The organism is Isoptericola sp. F-RaC21, assembly GCF_038593535.1.
Lineage (GTDB): Bacteria > Actinomycetota > Actinomycetes > Actinomycetales > Cellulomonadaceae > Isoptericola.
In genome coordinates this window covers 626,559-646,505 of the sequence record NZ_JBCFYX010000001.1, presented here as the reverse complement: position 1 = coordinate 646,505, position 19,947 = coordinate 626,559, and the positions used below count along the sequence as shown (strand labels likewise).

Below are 19,947 nucleotides of genomic sequence, written 5' to 3'. Positions count from 1 at the left end.
ATGCATTCCTGCCGCCAGGTCGCCGCCACCTCGACGGGGCGGGCCGTGCGCGGCCGCCTCGGTCAGCGCCCGCTGGGTCAGCCTCGCGCATCCGTTGCCGCGATCGTCACGGTCTGCTCCCCGTCACCGCGGGTGAGCGCATCGAGGGGGCCCGCGATGCGGCCGAGGATGACGAGGCCGGCGGAACGGGGGAAACCCCGGTAGAAGATCGCGAGGTTGCCCCAGGGAGCGAAATAGGCGATGTCGCCGGGCTCGGCTGCCGCTCCGGCAGGCGAGCCGGTCGTGTCGAGCGTGGCGGGCAGGTCCGCGATCTTCTCGGTGGAGTGGAAGTCCGACAGTGTGAGGGTCAGGGGGAGCATGGCGGCGAGGCCGCGGGCGGCAGGGCTGTCGTTGAGCGTGGCGGCCAGAGGCGCGGTGTCGGTGACGATCCGGATGTCCATCATGCGCCTTTCATGAGCGAAAGATCTGGCTGGTCGTGCGGCCACCCTTGGACAGGCCCTCACGCTCCCAGACCTCGTCGAACAGGACCTTGTCCGTGTAGTGCACCAGTCCGGGGGCGAAGTCGCCGAAGGCGTTCTGGCCACCGGTCCAGCCGTTGTTCGTGCTCTCAACCATGATCGTTCCTCTCGCTCGTCGACCATCGACATGTCGATGACAACGCGCATTCCTCGGCGCAGGGAGTCTCCGGTGAGGGGTGTACCGACGGAGCCTCCCTCCGCCGCTCTGAACGACCTAGCGTCGAAGTCACGGACATCAGGAACGAAGCACGGACCGACTGAGGCACCTGGCCAGCCTCGCCGCCATGCCCCAACGCTGACTCGCCCGCGGGCGAGCGGCCGACCACGATCCGGGAGACGTAGCCATGCGCACCAGAACACTCGGGCGCGGGGACCGGCACCACGCACAGCGCATGGCCTACGTGGGCCGATAGGAGAACACCACCCATGGAATATGCACACCTCGGTCGCTCCGGCCTGCTCGTCAGCCGCGTCGGGCTGGGCACGATGAACTTCGGCGACGCGACGGACGAGGCAGACGCGTTCGGCGTCATGGATACCGCGATCGAGCTCGGCGTGAACTTCTTCGACTCCGCCGACGTGTACGGCGGCCCGCAGTCCCCGGACATGGAGAAGGGCTACGGCACCTCCGAGGAGATCATCGGGAACTGGCTGAAGACGTCGGGCCGGCGCGACGAGATCATCCTGGCGACGAAGGCCTACCAGCCCATGGGCCTGAGGCCGAACGACCGTCGCCTCTCCGCGTACCACCTCAAGCGGGCCTGCGAGGCGAGTCTGCGCCGGCTGCAGACCGATCACATCGACCTCTACCAGATGCACCACGTCGACCGGGCCACCCCGTTCGAGGAGATCTGGCAGGCGATGGAACAGCTGGTGGCCGAGGGCAAGATCACCTACGTCGGGTCGAGCAACCATGCCGGCTGGGACATCGCCACCGCACAGCTGACCGCCCGGTCCCGGCACTTCCTCGGGCTCGTCTCCGAACAGAGCATCTACAACCTCGCCAACCGGGCGATCGAGCAGGAGCTCGTCCCGGCGCTGCGGCACTTCGGCGTCGGCCTGATCCCGTATGCGCCGCTGGCGAGCGGGCTCCTCGCAGGCGTGCCCCAGGACGGGGCCGCGGTGCGTCGTCGTGCCCCCGAGGTGCAGGAACAGCTGCGCCGGTTCTCCGACCAGATCGCCGACTACGAGCGCCTGTGCGCCGAGCTGGGGCACTCGCCCGCCGAGGTCGCGCAGGCCTGGCTGCTGCACCAGCCGGCCGTGTCCACGCTCATCGCGGGATCGCGGACGAAGGAGCAGCTCGAGGTCGCCGTCGACACGCTCACCATCGACCTCGATGCCGCGACTCTGGCGGAGCTGGACCGGATCTGGCCCGGTCCCGGCGTCGCGCCGCAGTCCTACGCCTGGTGACATACCGAACGAGCAGAAAGGGCACCATGACTGACACCGGATTCGACCAGATCTTCCCGCTCGGGGAGTCGAACGACGCCTTCGCGCAGTACTTCATCGGCCAGAGCTACCTGGCCCCCCTGACCGATGGCAGCGTGCCGGTCAGCAACGTGTCCTTCGAGCCGGGCTGCCGCAACAACTGGCACATCCACCACGGCACCGCCGGCGGAGGTGACCAGGTCCTGCTGTGCACCGCGGGCAGCGGCTGGTACCAGGCGGAGGGCGAGGACCCGATCAGCATGGAGCCCGGCGCCACGATCCAAGTGCCGGCGGGCACCAAGCACTGGCACGGTGCGAAGGCCGACTCGTGGTTCTCCCACGTCGCCTTCATCACCCCGGGCGAGGACGTCAGCAACGAGTGGCTCGAGCCCGTCACCGACGAGGTGTACGGCCGACTGCCGCAGAACGGAGAGCACGCATGAGCATCCTGAACGAGACCTACACCCTGACGAACGGCGTCGAGATCCCGAGGCTGGGGCTCGGCACCTGGTTCATCGACGACGACAAGGCCGCCGACGCCGTCCGCGCGGCCGTCGAGATCGGGTACCGCAACATCGACACCGCGCAGGCCTACGGCAACGAGCGCGGCGTCGGCGAGGGTGTCCGCACCGCGGGAGTCCCCCGCGACGAGCTGTTCGTGTCCACGAAGCTCGCGGCGGAGATCAAGGACTACGACGCCGCGGTCGCCGCGATCGACGGCTCCCTGCGGACGCTGGGCCTGGACTACGTCGACCTGATGCTCATCCACGCACCCCAGCCGTGGGACGACTTCCGCGGCGGCGACTACGCCGAGGGCAACCGTGCAGCATGGCGGGCCCTCGAGGAGGCGCACCGGGCGGGCAAGCTGCGCTCGATCGGAGTCTCCAACTTCCAGCAGCAGGACGTCGAGAACATCATCGCCGGCGGCACCGTCGTACCGCACGTGAACCAGCTGCTCGTGCACGCGGGCAACACGCCGTCCGAGCTCATCGCCTACTGCGAGAGCAACGGCATCCGCGTGGAGGCGTACTCGCCGATCGCCCACGGCGAGATCCTGAAGAACGCCGACGTCGCCGCCATGGCGGAGAAGTACGGGGTGACGGTGCCGCAGCTGTGCATCCGTTACACCCTGCAGCTGGGCACGGTGTCCCTGCCCAAGACGGCGAGCCCGGACCACATGCGCTCCAACGCCGAGGTCGACTTCGAGATCTCCGGCACGGACATGACCGCGCTTCGCGAGCTGCACGCGCAGGATTACGGCGAGCACAGCGCCTTCCCCGTCTACAGCGGCAAGTAGAAGAGCCGGGGTCCCGCCCCGCCCCCTGGCTGCGTTTCGAGCACGGGCCATCCGCCCGCGCTCGGGACGCAGCCGCCGCCCGCACCTGGATGTCTACGAAAGGACTTCTCGCATGAGCACGTGGGCACCGGACCAGCTGCAGACCATCGCAGCGACCGATGAACTCCACGTCGCGCCTCTCCGCGCCGACGGCAGGACGCCCCGACCACGCACGCGCATCTGGTCCATCTCCACGTGCCCGCCCTCGGCGAACGGCGGGATCGAGCAGTCACTGCTGCATCCCGTCGGTTGGTCAGGCGACTGACTGCGGTCTCCAGCCGACCGGCGCACGATGGACACCCGTTCTGTGGACCGACCGTCGCCGCAGGTCAGCCCGTTGCCGATTGGCCCACAGCCCTCACGACGAAGGCCCCCTGCTCAGCGTTTCCGCTGGTCAGGGGGCCTTTGCTCACGTGTGGGCGATACTGGGTTCGAACCAGTGACCTCTTCGGTGTGAACGAAGCGCGCTACCACTGCGCCAATCGCCCGGTGCGTGGACGATATTAGCCACAGATCGGGCGGCGGACCAAACCGGCACCAGGGCGCGTCAGGGGTCGAGGCGCTCGCGGCAGTACCGCTCGAACAGCTCGCGGGCCGCGCGCGTCACGTCCCCGACCTCGACGTCGGCGCCGTCGAGCCAGACCACGGGCTGCACGTTGCGCCCCGACGACGTCAGCACGAGCTGCGCGCGCCCCTGTGTCACCTCGTCGAGCACGGCGAACGGCAGCTCGCCGTCTTTCGCCTCGCGCACGGGGAGCCCCTCCTCGGCGGCCCACTCGAGCGTCAGGGCACGGGTGATCCCGGCCAGGCACCCGGACTCGAGGGTCGGGGTGATCAGCTCGCCGTCCCGCTCCACGAAGACGTTGGAACCGGTGCCCTCGCACAGGTCGCCGACGGTGTTGGGCAGGATCGACTCGTCTCCGCCCTTGCCCACGGCGTCCGCGAGCGCCACCACGTTCTCGGCGTAGGACGTCGTCTTCAGGCCGGCGACGGCGGACCGCTCGTTCCGCGGCCAGGGCGAGCGTGCGGATCGCGAGGTCGGGGCCATGGCCGACTGCTGGGCGGCGACCACCACGGTCTGCGGGGCGTCGACACGACCGGACCCGAGCGGGCCGACGCCGGCCGTCACGGTGATGCGCAGCCGGCCGTCGAACGCGCCGTCGAGGCGGACGGCCTCGGCCAGGGCGGCCGCGACGCCGTCGCGCACCTTCTGCTCGTCGGGCGTGGCGAGGCCGAGGCCGGTGGCGGAGCGGGCGAGGCGGCGCAGGTGCCGCGTCAGCGCGAACGCCCGCCCGTCGAGCACGGTGCACGTCTCGAAGACGCCGTCACCGACGGTGATGCCGTGATCGACGGCGCTCAGCGCGGCCTCCCCCGGCCCGACGAGGCGGCCCTCCGCCCAGATCACCAGACTCATGTGGCCAGTGTGCCCGACTTCACGCCCGGACGGCGTCGCCCGGGGCGTTCGAGTTCACCCCCGCTTCACCCCGGCCGCTCGTAGCGGCGGCGCGGTGCCCGTCTCACCATCAGAGAACGGGTCGCGACAGCGCGGCCCCCGCTTCCTCGAGGTGATCGCATGAGGCAGGTCTTCCGCGTCCTCGCGTACGTCGTCGCCGCCGGCGTCGTGGTCCAGGCCGCCGTGATGGTCTACGCGGTCGCAGGCCTCGGCCTCTTCATCGACGAGGGCGGCGTCCTGGACCAGGCCGCGATGGACCAGTCGATGTCCGGGGAGCCGCTGTTCCCGGAGGACGTCGGGCTGCTGCTCCACGGCATGAACGGCACGATCGTGCTGCCGGCCCTCGCCCTGCTGACGTTCGTCGCGTCGCTCTTCGCCGGGGTGCGCGGCGCGTGGCGGTGGGGGCTCGGGATCCTCCTCCTGGTGGCGCTCCAGGTCACGCTGGGCCTCGCGGGGCACAGCGTCCCGTTCCTGGGGGCGCTGCACGGGGTCAACGCGCTGCTGCTGTTCGGCGTCGCGATGTACACCGGCTGGCGGGTCACGGCGCGCGGCCGGTCCGTGCACGCGGCCCCTGTGGTCGCCGCGCCCGGCGGCATGCCCGCCGCCGGCGGCGTCCCGTCCTGAGCCGCCACCACGATGGCGGCCCACCGCTCCTCGGTGCTGCGACGCGTCGTCGCGGGGGTCGTGGCGGCGGCCGTCCTCGTCCCGGTCGTGCTGCTCTGGCAGACCAGCCGGGTCCCCGGGCAGTTCTCGGTGACCGAGGCGGGGGCCTTCGAACGGGGCAGCGGGCCCCGCGTGACGACCCTCGACGGACATCCCGACCACACGGGCGGCCCCACGGACGACCACGACGCGGCCGCTGTGAGCGTCGACGCGCTGGTGGCGCCGCCGGGGCCTCCCGACGTCGCCATGACCCTCACCGCGCGAGCGGAGCGCGTCGAGTTCGCACCGGGCACGACGATCGACGCGTACACCGTGAACGGCACCACCCCGGGCCCGACCGTGCACGCGACGCAGGGCGACCTGGTCGAGGTCACGTTCGTCAACGAGAGCGTGCCGGACGGCGCGACCCTGCACTGGCACGGCGTCGACGTGCCGAACGCGGCGGACGGCGTCGCGGGGGTCACCCAGGACGCGGTGCCCGTCGGCGGGGCGCACACGTACCGTTTCGTCGCCTCCGACGCGGGCACGTACTGGTACCACTCGCACCAGGTCTCGCACGAGCAGGTGCGCCAAGGCCTGCTCGGGGCGGTGGTCGTGGCCCCGGCTCGGGACGCCCACCCGGCCGGAGGGCGGGAGGTCGGCCGCCTGCTCGACGACGCCGTCGACGTCCCGGCGGTCGTGCACCGGTACGGGTCCCGGCGCACCGTGCAGGGGACGACCGCCGACCTGGCCGTCGACGTGCGGCCCGGGCACGCGGCGCGGGTCCGGGTGATCAACACCGACGGCGGCGTGCTTCCCGTCTGGGTGGGTGGCGTGCCGTTCCGGCTCCTCGCGGTCGACGGCACGGACGTGCACGGCCCGCCGGAGGTGCGGGACCAGGCCGTGGTGGTCCCGGCCGGCGGGCGTGCGGACCTGCTCGTCGTCGCGCCCACGGACGGCACGGCGGCGCGCGTCGAGCTGGGCGGCGCCTCCGCCGTCGTCGTGGGCCCCGACGGCGCGACGTCGTCCCCGACCCGGCGTCCCAGGGCGACACTCGACCTGATCTCGTACGGAACCCCGGCCCCGCTCGGCCTGGACCCGGCCGCCGCCGACCGCTCGTTCGACTACGTCATCGGCCGCGCGCCAGGGTTCCTCGACGGGAAGCCCGGCATGCACTGGACCGTGAACGGGCACACCTACCCGGACGTGCCGATGTTCGAGGTCGCGGAGGGCGACGTCGTGCGCATGCGGATCGACAACCGCAGCGGGGCGCCGCACCCGATGCACCTGCACGGCCACCACGTGGTCGTCCTGTCCCGCGACGGCGTCACGGCGAGCGGGAGCCCGTGGTGGACCGACTCGCTCGAGGTGGCCGACGGCGAGGTCTACGACGTCGCGTTCGTCGCCGACAACCCAGGGATCTGGATGGACCACTGCCACAACCTGCCGCACGCGACCCAGGGGCTGGTGGCACACCTCATGTACACGGGCGTCACGACGCCGTACCTGCTGGGGCACGCCAGCGGCAACGTGCCCGAGTGACCCGCTCAGCGCCGCAGCACGAGGTGCGTCACCTCCGGCGTGACCCGCGCGGACACGATGCGCAGGTCGTGCGACCCCACCCCGTCGAACAGGCGCACGCCCTCGACGTCGAGCACCACGGGCGCGACGTGCAGCCGCAGCTCGTCGATGAGGTCGGCGGCGAGGAACTGGTTGACCGTCGTGGCCCCGCCGGCGACGGAGACGGTCCGGTCGCCGGCCGCCTCGCGGGCGCGGTCCAGGGCCTCCTGCGGCCCGCCGGTCACGAAATGGAAGGTGGTGCCACCCTGCATCTCGATCGGCTCCCGCTCGTGGTGCGTGAGCACGAAGACCGGCGCGTGGTACGGCGGGTCCTCGCCCCACCAGCCCCGCCACGCGAGGTCCCACTCCCCGCGTCCCGGGGTGAACATGTTGCGGCCCATGACGAACGCGCCCGCGTCGGTGATCGCGTCGAGCTCCGCCCGGTGGTCGTCCGGGTTGTCGAACATCCACGCGTGCATGATCCGTTCGCCGTCGCCGACGCCGTCGCCGAACGGCTGGTCGAGGGACTGGTTCACCCCTGCCGTGATGCCGTCGAGGGAGATGCCGAGGTCGCACGTCACGTGTGTCATGCACGGGAGACGTGCCGGCGTCCCCGGACTCATCGGTCCGACGAGGCGAGCCCCACCAGCCGGTCCGCCTTGAGCTCCGTCTCGTCCCACTCCCGCTCGGGGTCGCTCCCCCACGTGATCCCGGCGCCGGTGCCGAACCGCAGGACGCCGCCGCCGGGCTCGTCCTCCCACCAGAAGGTGCGGATCCCGACGGCGAGCTCGGCCCGCCCGGCGTCGCCGTCCACCCAGCCCACGGCACCGCAGTACGGGCCACGGGCGGTGGGCTCGAGCTCGGCGATCAGCCGCAGCGCCGACGACTTGGGCGCCCCCGACACCGACCCCGGCGGGAACGTCGCCCCCAGCACGCGCGCCCAGCGGCCGGCGCCGTCGTCGAGCAGCTCCCCGCGCACGCGCGAGACGAGGTGGGCCAGGCCCGGGTGCTCCTCGACGGCGAGCAGGTCGGCCACCTCCACCGTGCCGGCGCGGCAGACGCGCTGCAGGTCGTTGCGCACGAGGTCGGTGATCATCACGTTCTCGGCGCGGTCCTTCGCCGTGAGGCCCGACGGCGTGCGCGCCGTGCCCTTGATGGGGCCCGAGGCGATCGACCCGGCGCCGCCGCGAACCCCCTCGAGGGAGAGGTACAGCTCGGGCGAGGCGCTCACCACCCACACCGGGTCGAGCCCGCTCGCGCGCGGGACGTGCACCGCGGCCGCGTACGGGGCGGGGTTGCCGGCGGCCAGCCGCGCTGCGAGGCCGGCGGCGTCGGGCTCGACGACGCCCCCGGCGCCGTCCGACCCGGACAGCGGGGCGCAGAGCACCCGGCACACGTTCACCTGGTAGACGTCGCCGCGCCGCACCCGCTCGCGGACGGTCGCGACCGCACGCACGTAGGCGTCACGATCGAGCGAGCTCGTCCAGAACGACGGCGCCGGGCCGCGCCACCCGTCGGCGTCGTCCGTCGGCCCCGCAGCCGGGCCCACCTCGGCGAACCGCCACGCCCGCGCCCGTCCGCCCGGTCGGGAGACGCCGTCGCGCCCCAGGTCGGCCTCGAAGTCGACGACGACAAACCACAGGCCCTCGTCGAGCCGCTCCGGCTGCTCGGTGAGGTCGACGCACTCGACCGCGCGTGTCGCGCGGCGGCCGGCGAACGTGGCCCAGGAGGTCGGCTCGTGCACACCGAGCACGCTAGCGGGTACGGAGCGAACACTCGGCGGACACCGGGCGGTGGGCGATTGGACGGACTGCCAGGGGTCCACTAATGTTTGGGGCGCGCCAGAACGGCGGGCACCGCAGGGTGTCCTGGTTCCTGGTCGCGCGGATGTGGCTCAGTTGGTAGAGCATCACCTTGCCAAGGTGAGGGTCGCGGGTTCGAGTCCCGTCATCCGCTCGGAGGCCCACTCTCTGATCGACTCACCACGAGCGTCGGGAGAGCACGTCTCAAGGTGGGTTGGCCGAGAGGCGAGGCAGCGGCCTGCAAAGCCGTATACACGGGTTCGAATCCCGTACCCACCTCGCAGCACGGGCGATTGGCGCAGCGGTAGCGCGCTTCCCTGACACGGAAGAGGTCACTGGTTCGATCCCAGTATCGCCCACCAGCATCACGAAGCCCCCGACCGGGAACCGGTCGGGGGCTTCGTCGTTCCTGGACCACGACGCCGTTCACCGTCGACCGGTCGATCGCCGCAACGACCGCAGCGTCGCAGGTCACACGCCCGCGATTGGACCAGCGAGCCACCGGTCGAGTAATGTTCCTCAGGCGCCGGGAGGCCAGGGCAGCAGCCCTGAACGACCCGGCCGTGCGGATGTGGCTCAGTTGGTAGAGCATCACCTTGCCAAGGTGAGGGTCGCGGGTTCGAGTCCCGTCATCCGCTCCGAGCTCTGCATTTCCCTCACGGGGAGCGCAGCAGCCGCCCGGGCGATTGGCGCAGCGGTAGCGCGCTTCCCTGACACGGAAGAGGTCACTGGTTCGATCCCAGTATCGCCCACCAGAACGAGGCCGTCCCGGTGCACCCGGGGCGGCCTTTCGCGTTCCTTCCCTCGACTCCCCTCCCGTCGCCGGGTGTCGCCGCCGTCACCCCCGCGGCGTAGCGTCGAGAGCATGTGCCGCAACATCACGACCCTGCGGGGGCTCGAGCCGCCCGCCACCGACGAGGAGATCCGGGCCGCTGCGGAGCAGTTCGTCCGGAAGGTGACCGGAGTCCAGCGCTCGGCGAGCGCCGCCACCCGCGAGCCGTGCGAGCAGGCCACCGCGGAGATCGCGGAGATCGTCACCCGCCTGCTCGGCGATCTCCCCGAGCGCCGGCAGCCCCCGAAGACCGTGCCGCCGCTGCGCCGCGAGGAGGTGCAGGCGCGCATCGCCGCGCGCCAGGCCGCGCGCGAGGAGCACGAGCGGATGCACGAGCTCGGGATCGCCCACACCCATTAGGCTCGCCCGCGTGGACCAGCCCTCCCCCGCCCCGTTCGACGAGCCGTCCGTCGCGCCCGACCCGGTCTCCGCGACGATGCACCGCGCCAAGGCGCACGCCCGGGCGTCGCACGTCACCGTGGGCCAGGTGCGGCACGGCCAGGGTGGCGCTGTGGAGATCGACTGCTCCTGCGGGATGGTCCTCACCAACGGGCCGGACTGGTCCCTCGACGAGCACATCCGCCTGCACCGGGCCGAGGCGCGCTACGTCGCGCTGAGCCGCGTCGCCCCCGCGGGGATGCCGCGGCTGGTCCCCGTCGGCGCAGACCGCCTCCCGCGCTGACCCGCGGGCCGCGTCGCTCAGAGCTCGTCGGGGTCGTCCCAGGAGACTCCGCTCGAGGCGCCCTCGATGGGACCGAGCTCCGCCGCGGAGAGCGACGCGGGCGCCTTTGCCGCGTCTCCCCCGGACCTGGCGTCCCGGTACCGATCGTCCAGCGGGCGCCGCCGGGGTGCCAGCCTGGCCTGCGAGGCGATCGACTCGTCCAGCTTGTCCACCGGCGCCGTGGGTCGGGCGCCTGTGCCATCCGTGCTCATGGGCCAAGGTCTAGCAGCCGGCGGGCTCGACCGCCCGCGCTTGGCACACTATTTGTTTCGCCAGTCGGAGGCCCGACCGCGGCTGCGCGAACCCCGGACGCCGCCCGAACGACCGCTGCGAACCGCCGTCGACCGCGGCATCCGTCACCTGGACGCGGAGCCGCGAAGGTCGCCGCCGGTGGCTAGAGTGTCCGCCGTGACCGCTGCCGATGCAGGCCTCGCCGACAGGGCGGCACCTGGACCCCCGCCCCCGCTCCCCCGCACACGGGACCGCTGGCCGGGGCCCCGGCCGCTCCTGTGGGCGCCACGGGCGCACACGGTCGAGGTCGTGCTGCCGGACAGCGGCTCCCGCCTCCCCCTCCGCCTCGTCGGGGCGCACGAGCCCGGCTACTGGCGCGCGGACGACGAGCTCGCGCCCGGCACCGACTACCTCTTCTCGGTCGACGGCGGACCGCCCGCGCCGGACCCCTGCAGCGCCTGGCTGCCGCACGGCGTGCACGGCCCCTCCCGGGTGCTCGACCAGGAGTTCGGCTGGACGGACGAGGACTGGCGCGGCGCGGACCTCGGCTCCGGCGCCCTGCTGCGCGTCGACCTGCCCACCTTCACCCCCGCCGGCACCCTCGACGCCGCCGGCGACCTCCTCCCCGACGTCGCCGCGACGGGCGTCGTCGGGGTAGAGCTCTCCCCCGTCGCCGCGTACGACCCCGATCGCGGCCCCGCCGCCGGGGTCCGCCTGTTCGCCGTGCACGAGCCGCTGGGCGGCCCGCGCGCCCTGCAGCGGTTCGTGGACCGCGCCCACGGGTGCGGCCTGGCCGTCGTCCTGGACGCCCCCCACCGGTGGGCCGTCGCCGACGACCTCGGCCTGCACGCGTTCGGCCCCTACGCGACGGGGTCGCGCATCGGCCCGCGCACCGGCGCCAGGCCCGGGCCGCCCGGCTCCGACAGCCCGCGGATCAACCTCGACGGCAGCGGGAGCCGCGGCCCGCGCGACTTCCTCGTGGCCGACGCCGAGCGGTGGCTGCGGGACTTCCACGTGGACGGCCTGCTGCTCGACGTCGAGGCGCTCGTCGACCGCTCGGCCGTCCCGTTCCTCGGGGAGCTCGCCGAGGACGTCCACCGCCTCGCGGAGCGGCTCGGCCGCCGTCTGCACCTCCTCGTCGACGGGCCCGGGCGCAGCGACCGGCTCACCACCATCGTGCACCACATCCTCGCCGCGCCCGGCGACGCCGACCCCGTCCAGGACCTGCGGCGGCTGGCGCACGAGGTGTTCGGGCCGACCACGTCCCCGTGGCGCCCCCCGAGCCTGCGGCGCGCGCACCGGGCCACGCAGCGCGCCGCCTCCGTCCTGGTGCGGGACCTCACGCGGCTGCCCGCGGCGAACCGTTCCGTCCCGTGGACGCCCGACGCGGACGGCTCCTGCGGGGGCGTCGAGGGCGTCACCGACGACGACCGGGCCTGCCTGCTGACGTTCGCGATCCTCGCCGGGACGCCGCCGGTGCTCGACACCGAGCACGTGCCCGTGCCCGCGCGCGACGAGCCGGCCCGCCGGCTCGTCGACTGGACCCGCACGCTGGTGTCGCTCCGGCCGACGGCGTCGGCGGACCGGGACCTGCCCGTGGACGTGCGGACCGACGGCACGGCGCTCCTGGGCAGCCGCGGGCGCACCGCCGTCGCGCTGGCCACCGGCGCGGAGCCGGCGGAGGTCGACGTCTCGTCGCTCCCGGCCGACACACAGCTCGTGGCCGCCTGGGACCCGGCGGGGACGACCCTCGCCGGCGGCGTTCTGCGGATCCCGCCCCGGTCGCCCGCCGTGCTGCACGCCGGCCCCGTCGACCGGTCGCCCGGCGGCTGACGCCGCGGTCCGCGGCGAACCGTGCGAACGGTCAGTCGGCCAGCCCGCGCCCCTCCTCCGCGAGGGCGCCCAGGCGCGACAGCGCCCGGAAGTACTTCTTGCGGTAGCCGCCGCGCAGCATCTCCTCGGAGAACAGGTGCTGCCCGGCGTCGCCGGCGAGGAGCACCGGCACGTCGCGGTCGTAGAGCCGGTCCACCAGGACGACGAGCCGCAGCGCCACCTCCTGGCGCTGCACGGGCCGCACGCCGGTGAGCGCCACCAGCTGCACGCCGTCGAGCAGCGCGCCGTAGCGGCTCGGGTGCACGGTCGCGAGGTGCGCGAGCAGGTCGTCGAAGTCGTCGAGGACGGCGCCCGGGTGGCCGGCCGCGGTCCGCGCCACGACGTCGGCCGCGAGCGGGGCCGCCTCGGTCACGACGGCGCGGTGGCGGTAGTCCTCGCCGTCGACGCGCAGCACCTCGAAGCGCGAGGACAGCGCCTGGATCTCGCGCAGGAAGTCCTCGGCCGCGAACCGGCCCTCGCCCAGCGCCTCCGGCAGCGTGTTCGACGTCGCGGCGAGGGCGACGTCGCGGTCGGCGAGCTCGCGCAGCAGGCGCGACATCAGCACCGTGTCGCCGGGGTCGTCGAGCTCGAACTCGTCGATGCAGACCAGGCGCCGCGTGGCGAGCGCCTCCACCGTCGGGAGGAAGCCCAGCGCGCCCACGAGGTTGGTGTACTCGACGAAGGTGCCGTACGCGACGGACCCCTCGCCCAGCCCCGCGGTCACCTCGTGCGCCAGCGACGTGAGCAGGTGCGTCTTGCCGACGCCGAAGCCGCCGTCCATGTAGACGGCGGGCGCGGCCCGACGGCGGCCGAACAGGGCCTTCAGCCCGGACGAGCGCGGCGCCACGATCTCGCGCGCGACCTCCTGCAGCCGGGCCGGCACCGACGTCTGGCTCGGGTGCGCGGGGTCGGCGCGGTAGGTCGAGAAGCGGGCCTGCGCGAAGTGCCGCGGGGGCACCAGGTCCGCGAGGAGCCGGTCCGGGGAGACGGTCGGACGGACCGCCGACAGCGACGGCACCGGCCCGTCCGGGAGGGGCCCCGGGGGCGTCGCGGCCTCGTCCGTCTCCTGGTCCCGGTCTTCGTCCTGCGTGAGCGTCACGACCGTCAAGGCTACGCCGCGTCAGTACGCTGGCCGCTGTGAGATCTGCCACGACACCGCTGGACCTGCTCGTCCCCGGGCCCGAGCACCTGCCCCTCGACCCCGCCGAGCGGCGGCTGGCGGAGCTCTACGCCGCGAGCCCCGGCGACGGCCCGTCCGTGCGGGCGAACTTCGTCAGCACGGTCGACGGCGGCGCGTGGGGTCCCGACCATCGCTCGGGGTCGATCGGAGACGACGCCGACTGGCGGGTGTTCCGCGTGCTGCGGGCCGCGGCCGACGTCGTCCTCGTGGGCGCGGGCACCGCCCGCCACGAGGGCTACACGGCGCTCGACCGCCCCCGGGACCTCCCCGGCGCCGACCGGCCGCTCGAGCTCGCGCTCGTCACGCGCTCGGGCCGGGTGCCACAGCAGCTCGCCGACGGCGACCGGCCTCCGCTGGTCCTCACCGGCGAGGCGGGCGCGGCGACGGCGCGCCGGATGGTCCCCGCCGATCGGGTGGTCGCGGTGGCGTCGGCGCACGATCCCGACGAGGTGGACCTGCGCGCCGGTCTCGCCGCCCTCGCCGAACGCGGCCTGCCGGGGGTGCTGTGCGAGGGCGGCCCGACGCTGCTCGCCGCCATGCTCGCGGACGACCTGGTCGACGAGCTGTGCGTCACCACCAGCCCCTGCCTGGTCGGGCCCGGCCCGTCGCGCATCGTCGCGGCCTCCCCCGCCGGTGCCCCCGGCGAGGAGCCACGGCCGGCCGGGATCCCGGCGTCGCCGCCCACGCCCGCCCGCCTGGCCCACCTGCTGCACGCGCCGGGGTCCGGGACGCTCCTGGCGCGGTGGCTGCTGCGCTGAGCACACCCCCGGGACGACGAGGCGAGGCGCGCGTCACGTCCGCCCCCGAACGGACCGCTGGCCTCGCATCCGGGCCCCCGGGTGGCTACGGTGCTGGCATGCCGACGACCGTCGTCCTCACCGAGGACGCCCTCACCGACGCCGACGTGGCGCACATCCTGTCCCTGCACGACGAGCAGGCCGAGCGCTACCACGTGCTCGTCCCCTCGGACACCGACCGCAACGTGGTCGCCGCGATCATCGACCACCTGTGGGTGGGCGAGCTGCGCGAGGCCGGCCAGGACATCGTGGGCAAGGAGCCCACGCCCGAGCAGGCGAAGCAGACCGCGGCCCAGCGCCTCGAGCAGTCGCTCGCCGGGCTGCGCGCCGCGGGCGCCGCTGCCGACGGGGCGGTCACGGACGAGGACCCGCTGCCCGCGCTCGCCTCGGCCGTCGCCGCGCAGGGCGGGCCCGACGGCGTCCAGGACGTCGTCGTCGTCACCTACCCGCACGTGGTCGAGGACACGTTCCGCAACGACTGGGCCTCGCGCGCCCGCGAGCACCTGCAGGTGCCCGTGCTGCACCTGTACGCCGGGACCAGCGCGATCGGCGACTGACCGCGCTCCACACCTCCGGTGGTCGAGCCTGTCGAGACCCCGCCACCGCTGGTTGAGCCTGTCGAAACCCAGTCACCGGGTTTCGACAGGCTCAACCAGCGACGGGCGAGATTTCGACAGGCTCAACCAGCGGTGGGTGCGCTCAGCGCACGCGGTGCCCCGCGTGCTCGATCGTCGCCCGCACCAGCTCGTCCATGGAGTCCAGGAACGGCTCCTCGTCGAGCAGGTGGTGGTCGACGGCCGCGACGGACAGCTCGGTGCACCCGAGCACCACGACCGACGCCCCGCGCTCCACGAGCCGCGACGCGACGCCGCGCAGCGCGTCGGGGTCCGCCGGCAGGCCGGCCTTGACCTGGTCGTAGATGACCGCGTTGACGACGTCCTGGTCGGCCGCGTCGGGGACGACGACGTCGACCCCGTACGCGGCGAAGGCGTCGTCGTACACCTTCGACGCGACGGTGCCCGCCGTGGCGAGGAGCCCGACCCGCTCGAGCCCCGGGACCCGCGTGCGTGCCGCCGCGACCGTCACGTCGACGATCGAGACGAACGGCACGGTGATCGCGTCGAGCACCTGCTGCGTGAAGTAGTGCGCCGTGTTGCACGGCATCACCAGGAACTGCACGCCGAAGTCCTGCAGGCGGCGGGCGTCGCGCGCGAGGACGGGCCCGGGGTCGGCGGGCGACCGGCCGAGCACGAACTCCGTGCGGTCCGGGATGGTCGCGTGGTTGAGCACGACGAGGTCCACGTGGTCCTGGTCCCGGTCGGCCACGGTGCGCTGCACCACGCGCTGCAGGAAGTACGCGGTGGCCAGCGGGCCGACCCCGCCGATGACGCCGACGGGCCGGTCCTCGACCGTCCCGTCGGCGCCCTCGACCCCCGGGGTCATGCGCCCTCCCGGGCGCCCTGCGGCGCGGCGGGCCCGGTCCAGGCCAGCGCCCGCGACTGCGCCACCGGGTAGTGGCGCGCGTACTTGCGGAACTGGTTGAGCTGCGCCACGAGCAGGTAGGCCACCCGGCGCGGGTCCCACTCCTTGCGGTACCACAGCGGGTTGGACGCCCGCCGGGTCAGCTGCAGGCGCCGCGTGACGGACCGGGTCGCCGGGTCCGCGACGTACCGGCGCAGCAGCGCCCCCGGCAGCACCGTGTACAGGTGCTCGGTGGTGACCTCGCCGTCGCCCGAGAGCGGGACGTGGGGCCCGAGCACCGCCCGCGGGTCGGGGTCCAGGCCGCGCAGGTGCTCGTGCACGTAGAACTTCACCGGGTTGGCGCCCGTCGCGGTCACGTAGTAGTTCGAGCGGCCCAGTCGCGGGTTGAGCTCGAAGAACACGTAGCGCCCGTCGCGCGGGTCGTACTTGAGGTCGAAGTTCGCGACGCCGGTCCACCCGACGTGCTCGAGCAGGCGGCGCGCCTGCTCGACGACCTCGTGCTGCGTGCCCGTGACGATCGCCGCGGGGTTGCCGAGCGCGCCCGGGGCGTGCTCCTCGAGCAGCACGTGCCCGAACGACGAGAACCGCACCTTGCCCTGCGCGTCGCTGTAGCAGGTGAGGATCCGCATGCCGGAGTCGTCGCCGGGGATGTAGTCCTGCACGACGAACGTGCCGACGTACCCGGCGTCGCGCACCCGGGCGAGCAGATCGAGCAGCTCGGCACGCGTGTCCACGAGGAAGACCTTCTTCTTCCCCGCGAACTCGACGTCGTGGTAGGCCGCCGTGCTGGCCGCCTTCGCGATCACCGGGAACGTCAGGCCGCTGGTGTCCGGCTCGGCGGGTGACGCGACGTCGTGCACCACCGTGGTGGGGTGCGCCAGGCCGAGCTCGGCGCACAGGGCCCCGAACTCCTCCTTGTCGGTGAGGCGCAGCAGCAGGTCCTCGCCCACGTAGGGGATCAGGTAGCGGTCCTCGAGCTGCGCGCGGTGCTGCACGAGCATCCGCACGAGCCAGTCGGCGGAGCCGACGGCGACCAGGTCGGCGTCGGGGTGCTGGTCCGCGATCCGGCGCAGGCGCGCCACGATCGCCTCCGGCTCGTCGATCCGCGGCTCGGCCACGTGCTGCAGGATGCGCGAGTGCCGCACCAGGCCCGTGGACGCGCCGGACACCACGACCGAGCGCACGCCGTACGCCTCGTGGAACGCCCGGGCCAGGCTGTACGCGCCGATGTCGCCGCCCAGGACGACGGGCTGCAGCCGTCGCTGCGGGGTCTGCGTCACGATGCCTCCTTGGCGCCGCTCGCCGCCGACGCGCCGGCCGCGCCGCCGCCCGCGGCGGTGTTGGCCGCGTAGTTCCGGCGCAGCGCCTCGAGCGGGTAGAACTGCCGGTACTTGCGGACGTGGTTGAGCATCGCCGTCAGCACGTAGAGCCGGCGGCGCGGAGACGCGTCGGCCCGGTAGCGCAGGGGGTGCACGGTGCGCCCCGAGCGCTGCAGCCGCACGACGCGGGCGTGCAGCTGAGGGTCCAGCACGTACGAGCGCAGCAGGCGCTTGGGCACGACGGAGTACAGCACCTCGCGGTCCGCGGTCACCGGCTCGCGCCGCACGCCGTGCACGACGTCGTCCACCAGGGCCTCGGTCGGGTTCTGCCCGCCCGCGGTGAGGTAGTAGTTGTTCCGGCCGATGCGCGGGTTCTGCTCGAAGAACTTGAACACGCCGTCGCGCGGGTCCAGCTTGACGTCGAAGTTCGCGAACCCGCGCCACCCGGTGTGCTCGAGGATCCGCTGCGCGGCGTCGAGGATCTCGTCGATCGGCTCGACGATCATCGCCGACGGGTTGCCGCGGGCCGCGGGCGTGCGCTCCTCGAGGAGCACCTGCGCCGAGGAGCGCAGCGTGACCCGCCCGCTCGAGTCGGCGTAGGCCGTGACCGACCGCATGCGCGTGTCGTCGCCCGGGATGTTCTCCTGCACCAGGAACCGGCCACGGAAGCCCGCCTCGCGCAGCGCGATCATGAGCCGGTCCAGCTCGGCCGGCGTCGCGATCTCGTAGATCTTCTTCTTCCCGGCGAACTGCACGTCGTGGTAGTCGGCGCTGCTCGCGGGCTTCGCGATGACCGGGAAGTCGAAGGCCACGGGCAGCGGCTCCCAGCCCGGCTCGGTGGCCCGGGCGAAGTCCTGGATCACCGTGGCCGGCGTCGGGATCCCGAGCTCGGCGCACACCTCCTGGAACTCCGCCTTGTCGGAGATCCGGTCGATCAGCGCGGCGTCCGCGAACGGCACGACGTACCCGGCGGCCTCGAGCTCCTCGCGGTGGTGCACGAGCACGCGCACCACCCAGTCCATGTTGGTGAGGAGCACGAGGGCGCGGCCGGGCGTCGCCAGCCGGCCCGCGACGTCCTGGAGCGCCGCGACGATCTGCTCGGGCGCGGTGCCCGACAGCTCGGTGTCGATGATCTGGGAGTGCGCGATCGGGCCCGGCTCGGCGAACGCGACGACGGTGGTCCGCACGCCGTACCGCTCGTGGAACGAGCGGGCGAGCGCGTACACGCCGATGTCGGACCCGACGATGACGGGCTGGAACCCGGGGCCCGCCTCGGGACGTGCGCCCTCGGCGGTGCCCCTGGTGCTGGTGGTGCTCACGGGTGCGGTCATGCCTCCTGCTCGGAGCGGTCGGCCGACCACTCGGTGTGGAAGGTGCCCTCGCGGTCGGTGCGGCGGTAGGTGTGCGCGCCGAAGAAGTCGCGCTGCGCCTGGATGAGCGCGGCGGGCAGCCGCTCGGCGCGCACGCCGTCGTAGTAGGCGAGGGACGACGAGAACGCCGGCGTGGGCACCCCGTTGAGGGCGGCCTGCGCGACGACGCGGCGCCAGGCGCCGAGGCCGTTCGCCACGGCGTCGGTGAAGTACTCGTCCGCGAGCAGCAGGGGCAGCTGCGCGTCGCGCTCGTACGCCTCGGTGATCCGGTTGAGGAAGCGGGCACGGATGATGCAGCCGCCGCGCCAGATGCGGGCCATGGCGCCACGGTCGACGTCCCAGCCGTACTCGGCCGAGGCGGCGGCGATCTGGTCGAAGCCCTGGGAGTACGCGACCACCTTCGACGCGTACAGGGCGAGGCGCACGTCCTCGATGAACGCGTCGCGGTCCGCGATCTCCCACGTGCCGGCGTCGGCGGGCAGGGCGGCGCGACCCGCCTCGCGCTGGGGCACGGAGCCGGACAGCGCGCGGGCGAACGTCGCCTCGGCGATGCCGGTGATCGGGACGCCGAGATCGAGGCCGTTCTGCACCGTCCAGCGGCCGGTGCCCTTCTGCTCGGCCTGGTCGAGCACGATGTCGACGAACGCGCTGCCGGTGGCCGCGTCGACGTGCTGCAGCACGTCGGCCGTGATCTCGATGAGGAACGACTCGAGGTCGCCCGTGTTCCACTCGGCGAAGATCTGGCCGATCTCGGCGGCGGACGCGCCCAGCCCCTGCTTGAGCAGGTCGTAGGCCTCGGCGATGAGCTGCATGTCGGCGTACTCGATGCCGTTGTGCACCATCTTGACGAAGTGGCCCGCGCCGTCGGGGCCGACGTAGGTGCAGCACGGCGTGCCGTCGACCTTGGCCGAGATGTCCTCGAAAATCGGGCCGAGGCTCGCGTACGACTCGCGCGTGCCGCCGGGCATGATCGAGGGCCCGTTGAGGGCACCCTCCTCGCCGCCGGACACGCCGGTGCCGACGAAGTGCAGGCCCTTCGCGCTCAGCGCCTTCTCCCGGCGGATGGTGTCCGGGAAGTGGGCGTTGCCGGCGTCGACGACGATGTCGCCGGACTCCAGCAGCGGCACCAGCTCGTCGATGACGGCGTCCGTGGCCGCGCCGGCCTTGACCATGATGACGACCTTGCGAGGCCGCTCCAGCGACGCGACGAAGTCGGCCATCGACTCGGACGGGACGAAGTCGCCCTCGTGCCCGGCGTCGGCGATGAGCGACTGCGTCTTGGCGTACGACCGGTTGTGCACCGCCACCGTGTAGCCGTGCCGCGCGAAGTTGCGGGCGAGGTTGCGGCCCATCACCGCAAGGCCGGTCACGCCGATCTGGGCACGAGCTGTCATCGTTTCCCTG

At 73.3% G+C, this 19,947-nt stretch carries 21 protein-coding genes and 6 tRNA genes; 15 read left to right on the top strand and 12 right to left on the bottom strand.

Annotated features, from left to right (window positions below):
* Positions 1-77: 77 nt before the first annotated feature.
* Together AAG589_RS03010 and AAG589_RS03005 are read right to left on the bottom strand one after the other, a co-directional pair.
* Positions 78-443: a cyclophilin-like fold protein gene (locus tag AAG589_RS03010; RefSeq protein ID WP_430565752.1), complete on the bottom strand. Its 366-nt coding sequence runs from the start codon at positions 441-443 to the stop codon at positions 78-80.
* Positions 444-450: 7 nt separating this feature from the next.
* Positions 451-615, bottom strand: coding sequence for a hypothetical protein (locus AAG589_RS03005; protein ID WP_430565751.1), 165 nt, complete (start codon positions 613-615; stop codon positions 451-453).
* A 329-nt stretch (positions 616-944) separates the two neighbouring features.
* Here AAG589_RS03005 and AAG589_RS03000 point away from each other — a divergent pair, with 329 nt between their 5' ends.
* The 3 genes from AAG589_RS03000 to AAG589_RS02990 are packed head-to-tail and all read left to right on the top strand — an operon-like array spanning position 945 to position 3,243.
* Positions 945-1,928, top strand: coding sequence for an aldo/keto reductase (locus AAG589_RS03000; protein ID WP_430565750.1), 984 nt, complete (start codon positions 945-947; stop codon positions 1,926-1,928).
* A 26-nt stretch (positions 1,929-1,954) separates the two neighbouring features.
* Positions 1,955-2,389 (top strand): cupin domain-containing protein, encoded by a 435-nt coding sequence (locus AAG589_RS02995; RefSeq protein ID WP_430565749.1) that lies wholly within the window; start codon positions 1,955-1,957, stop codon positions 2,387-2,389.
* Complete coding sequence (locus AAG589_RS02990; protein WP_430565748.1) at positions 2,386-3,243, top strand: aldo/keto reductase; 858 nt, start codon at positions 2,386-2,388, stop codon at positions 3,241-3,243. The genes AAG589_RS02995 and AAG589_RS02990 overlap by 4 nt, the downstream gene beginning before the upstream one ends.
* A gap of 455 nt (positions 3,244-3,698) precedes the next feature.
* Here AAG589_RS02990 and AAG589_RS02985 read toward each other — a convergent pair.
* A tRNA-Val gene (locus AAG589_RS02985) sits at positions 3,699-3,770 on the bottom strand.
* 59 nt (positions 3,771-3,829) lie between these two features.
* Positions 3,830-4,696 carry an aminotransferase class IV gene (locus AAG589_RS02980; RefSeq protein WP_430565747.1) on the bottom strand — a complete coding sequence of 289 codons (867 nt, stop codon included), beginning with the start codon at positions 4,694-4,696 and terminating at the stop codon, positions 3,830-3,832.
* Between the two features lie 159 nt (positions 4,697-4,855).
* On the opposite strand from AAG589_RS02980, the gene AAG589_RS02975 reads away from it, so the two are divergent.
* Together AAG589_RS02975 and AAG589_RS02970 are read left to right on the top strand one after the other, a co-directional pair.
* Positions 4,856-5,359, top strand: a complete 504-nt coding sequence (locus AAG589_RS02975; protein WP_430565746.1) for a hypothetical protein — start codon at positions 4,856-4,858, stop codon at positions 5,357-5,359.
* Positions 5,360-5,371: 12 nt separating this feature from the next.
* Positions 5,372-6,919 (top strand): multicopper oxidase family protein, encoded by a 1,548-nt coding sequence (locus AAG589_RS02970; protein ID WP_430565745.1) that lies wholly within the window; start codon positions 5,372-5,374, stop codon positions 6,917-6,919.
* Between the two features lie 5 nt (positions 6,920-6,924).
* Here the strand turns inward: AAG589_RS02970 and AAG589_RS02965 are convergent, their stop codons facing one another.
* The gene (locus tag AAG589_RS02965; RefSeq protein ID WP_430565744.1) at positions 6,925-7,527 is read right to left on the bottom strand and encodes a dihydrofolate reductase family protein; all 603 of its coding nucleotides are present in this window, start codon (positions 7,525-7,527) and stop codon (positions 6,925-6,927) included.
* 29 nt (positions 7,528-7,556) lie between these two features.
* Complete coding sequence (locus AAG589_RS02960; RefSeq protein ID WP_430565743.1) at positions 7,557-8,681, bottom strand: chorismate-binding protein; 1,125 nt, start codon at positions 8,679-8,681, stop codon at positions 7,557-7,559.
* Positions 8,682-8,820: 139 nt separating this feature from the next.
* Between AAG589_RS02960 and AAG589_RS02955 the strand changes: the two genes are divergently transcribed.
* The 7 genes from AAG589_RS02955 to AAG589_RS02925 all read left to right on the top strand — a co-directional run bounded on the left by AAG589_RS02955 (position 8,821) and on the right by AAG589_RS02925 (position 10,253).
* Positions 8,821-8,893, top strand: a tRNA-Gly gene (locus AAG589_RS02955).
* A 54-nt stretch (positions 8,894-8,947) separates the two neighbouring features.
* Positions 8,948-9,018 (top strand) — tRNA-Cys (locus AAG589_RS02950).
* Between the two features lie 8 nt (positions 9,019-9,026).
* Positions 9,027-9,101: transfer RNA gene (locus tag AAG589_RS02945), tRNA-Val, on the top strand.
* Between the two features lie 203 nt (positions 9,102-9,304).
* Positions 9,305-9,377: transfer RNA gene (locus AAG589_RS02940), tRNA-Gly, on the top strand.
* 42 nt (positions 9,378-9,419) lie between these two features.
* A tRNA-Val gene (locus AAG589_RS02935) sits at positions 9,420-9,494 on the top strand.
* A gap of 110 nt (positions 9,495-9,604) precedes the next feature.
* The gene (locus AAG589_RS02930; RefSeq protein WP_430565742.1) at positions 9,605-9,931 is read left to right on the top strand and encodes a DUF2277 domain-containing protein; all 327 of its coding nucleotides are present in this window, start codon (positions 9,605-9,607) and stop codon (positions 9,929-9,931) included.
* Between the two features lie 76 nt (positions 9,932-10,007).
* Positions 10,008-10,253: a hypothetical protein gene (locus AAG589_RS02925; protein ID WP_430566217.1), complete on the top strand. Its 246-nt coding sequence runs from the start codon at positions 10,008-10,010 to the stop codon at positions 10,251-10,253.
* Positions 10,254-10,270: 17 nt separating this feature from the next.
* Here AAG589_RS02925 and AAG589_RS02920 read toward each other — a convergent pair whose 3' ends face one another.
* Positions 10,271-10,504, bottom strand: a complete 234-nt coding sequence (locus AAG589_RS02920; RefSeq protein WP_430565741.1) for a hypothetical protein — start codon at positions 10,502-10,504, stop codon at positions 10,271-10,273.
* 328 nt (positions 10,505-10,832) lie between these two features.
* Here AAG589_RS02920 and AAG589_RS02915 point away from each other — a divergent pair, with 328 nt between their 5' ends.
* The gene (locus AAG589_RS02915; RefSeq protein ID WP_430565740.1) at positions 10,833-12,356 is read left to right on the top strand and encodes a hypothetical protein; all 1,524 of its coding nucleotides are present in this window, start codon (positions 10,833-10,835) and stop codon (positions 12,354-12,356) included.
* 31 nt (positions 12,357-12,387) lie between these two features.
* On the opposite strand, the gene zapE is transcribed toward AAG589_RS02915, so the two are convergent.
* Entirely contained in the window at positions 12,388-13,413 is a 1,026-nt protein-coding gene (gene zapE / locus AAG589_RS02910) for a cell division protein ZapE (RefSeq protein ID WP_430566216.1), read from the bottom strand.
* Between the two features lie 119 nt (positions 13,414-13,532).
* Here zapE and AAG589_RS02905 point away from each other — a divergent pair, with 119 nt between their 5' ends.
* The gene (locus AAG589_RS02905) at positions 13,533-14,333 is read left to right on the top strand and encodes a dihydrofolate reductase family protein (protein ID WP_430565739.1); all 801 of its coding nucleotides are present in this window, start codon (positions 13,533-13,535) and stop codon (positions 14,331-14,333) included.
* A 98-nt stretch (positions 14,334-14,431) separates the two neighbouring features.
* Positions 14,432-14,929, top strand: a complete 498-nt coding sequence (locus tag AAG589_RS02900; protein ID WP_430565738.1) for a hypothetical protein — start codon at positions 14,432-14,434, stop codon at positions 14,927-14,929.
* Between the two features lie 142 nt (positions 14,930-15,071).
* Here AAG589_RS02900 and AAG589_RS02895 read toward each other — a convergent pair whose 3' ends face one another.
* Genes AAG589_RS02895 through gndA form a run of 4 tightly spaced genes read right to left on the bottom strand, consistent with a single transcriptional unit; the run spans position 15,072 to position 19,937 of the window.
* Positions 15,072-15,815 carry an aspartate/glutamate racemase family protein gene (locus AAG589_RS02895; protein ID WP_430565737.1) on the bottom strand — a complete coding sequence of 248 codons (744 nt, stop codon included), beginning with the start codon at positions 15,813-15,815 and terminating at the stop codon, positions 15,072-15,074.
* A complete protein-coding gene (locus AAG589_RS02890) occupies positions 15,812-17,134 on the bottom strand; it encodes a carboxylate--amine ligase (RefSeq protein WP_430565736.1) in 1,323 nt (440 codons plus the stop codon). Before AAG589_RS02890 ends, AAG589_RS02895 begins: the two co-directional genes overlap by 4 nt.
* Complete coding sequence (locus AAG589_RS02885) at positions 17,131-18,504, bottom strand: carboxylate--amine ligase (protein ID WP_430565735.1); 1,374 nt, start codon at positions 18,502-18,504, stop codon at positions 17,131-17,133. The genes AAG589_RS02890 and AAG589_RS02885 overlap by 4 nt, the downstream gene beginning before the upstream one ends.
* On the bottom strand, positions 18,501-19,937 hold the full coding sequence (gene gndA / locus AAG589_RS02880) for an NADP-dependent phosphogluconate dehydrogenase (protein ID WP_430565734.1): 1,437 nt from the start codon (positions 19,935-19,937) through the stop codon (positions 18,501-18,503). Before gndA ends, AAG589_RS02885 begins: the two co-directional genes overlap by 4 nt.
* Positions 19,938-19,947: the final 10 nt, after the last annotated feature.

Excerpts from the sequence above, each read along its gene's own strand:
- AAG589_RS03010 (WP_430565752.1), bottom strand. The coding sequence starts at position 443 with ATGATGGACATCCGGATCGTCACCGACACCGCGCCTCTGGCCGCCACG.
- AAG589_RS03005 (WP_430565751.1), bottom strand. The coding sequence starts at position 615 with ATGGTTGAGAGCACGAACAACGGCTGGACCGGTGGCCAGAACGCCTTC.
- AAG589_RS03000 (WP_430565750.1), top strand. The coding sequence starts at position 945 with ATGGAATATGCACACCTCGGTCGCTCCGGCCTGCTCGTCAGCCGCGTC.
- AAG589_RS02995 (WP_430565749.1), top strand. The coding sequence starts at position 1,955 with ATGACTGACACCGGATTCGACCAGATCTTCCCGCTCGGGGAGTCGAAC.
- AAG589_RS02990 (WP_430565748.1), top strand. The coding sequence starts at position 2,386 with ATGAGCATCCTGAACGAGACCTACACCCTGACGAACGGCGTCGAGATC.
- AAG589_RS02980 (WP_430565747.1), bottom strand. The coding sequence starts at position 4,696 with ATGAGTCTGGTGATCTGGGCGGAGGGCCGCCTCGTCGGGCCGGGGGAG.
- AAG589_RS02975 (WP_430565746.1), top strand. The coding sequence starts at position 4,856 with ATGAGGCAGGTCTTCCGCGTCCTCGCGTACGTCGTCGCCGCCGGCGTC.
- AAG589_RS02970 (WP_430565745.1), top strand. The coding sequence starts at position 5,372 with ATGGCGGCCCACCGCTCCTCGGTGCTGCGACGCGTCGTCGCGGGGGTC.
- AAG589_RS02965 (WP_430565744.1), bottom strand. The coding sequence starts at position 7,527 with ATGACACACGTGACGTGCGACCTCGGCATCTCCCTCGACGGCATCACG.
- AAG589_RS02930 (WP_430565742.1), top strand. The coding sequence starts at position 9,605 with ATGTGCCGCAACATCACGACCCTGCGGGGGCTCGAGCCGCCCGCCACC.
- AAG589_RS02925 (WP_430566217.1), top strand. The coding sequence starts at position 10,008 with ATGCACCGCGCCAAGGCGCACGCCCGGGCGTCGCACGTCACCGTGGGC.
- AAG589_RS02920 (WP_430565741.1), bottom strand. The coding sequence starts at position 10,504 with ATGAGCACGGATGGCACAGGCGCCCGACCCACGGCGCCGGTGGACAAG.
- AAG589_RS02900 (WP_430565738.1), top strand. The coding sequence starts at position 14,432 with ATGCCGACGACCGTCGTCCTCACCGAGGACGCCCTCACCGACGCCGAC.
- AAG589_RS02895 (WP_430565737.1), bottom strand. The coding sequence starts at position 15,815 with ATGACCCCGGGGGTCGAGGGCGCCGACGGGACGGTCGAGGACCGGCCC.
- AAG589_RS02885 (WP_430565735.1), bottom strand. The coding sequence starts at position 18,504 with ATGACCGCACCCGTGAGCACCACCAGCACCAGGGGCACCGCCGAGGGC.
- gndA (WP_430565734.1), bottom strand. The coding sequence starts at position 19,937 with ATGACAGCTCGTGCCCAGATCGGCGTGACCGGCCTTGCGGTGATGGGC.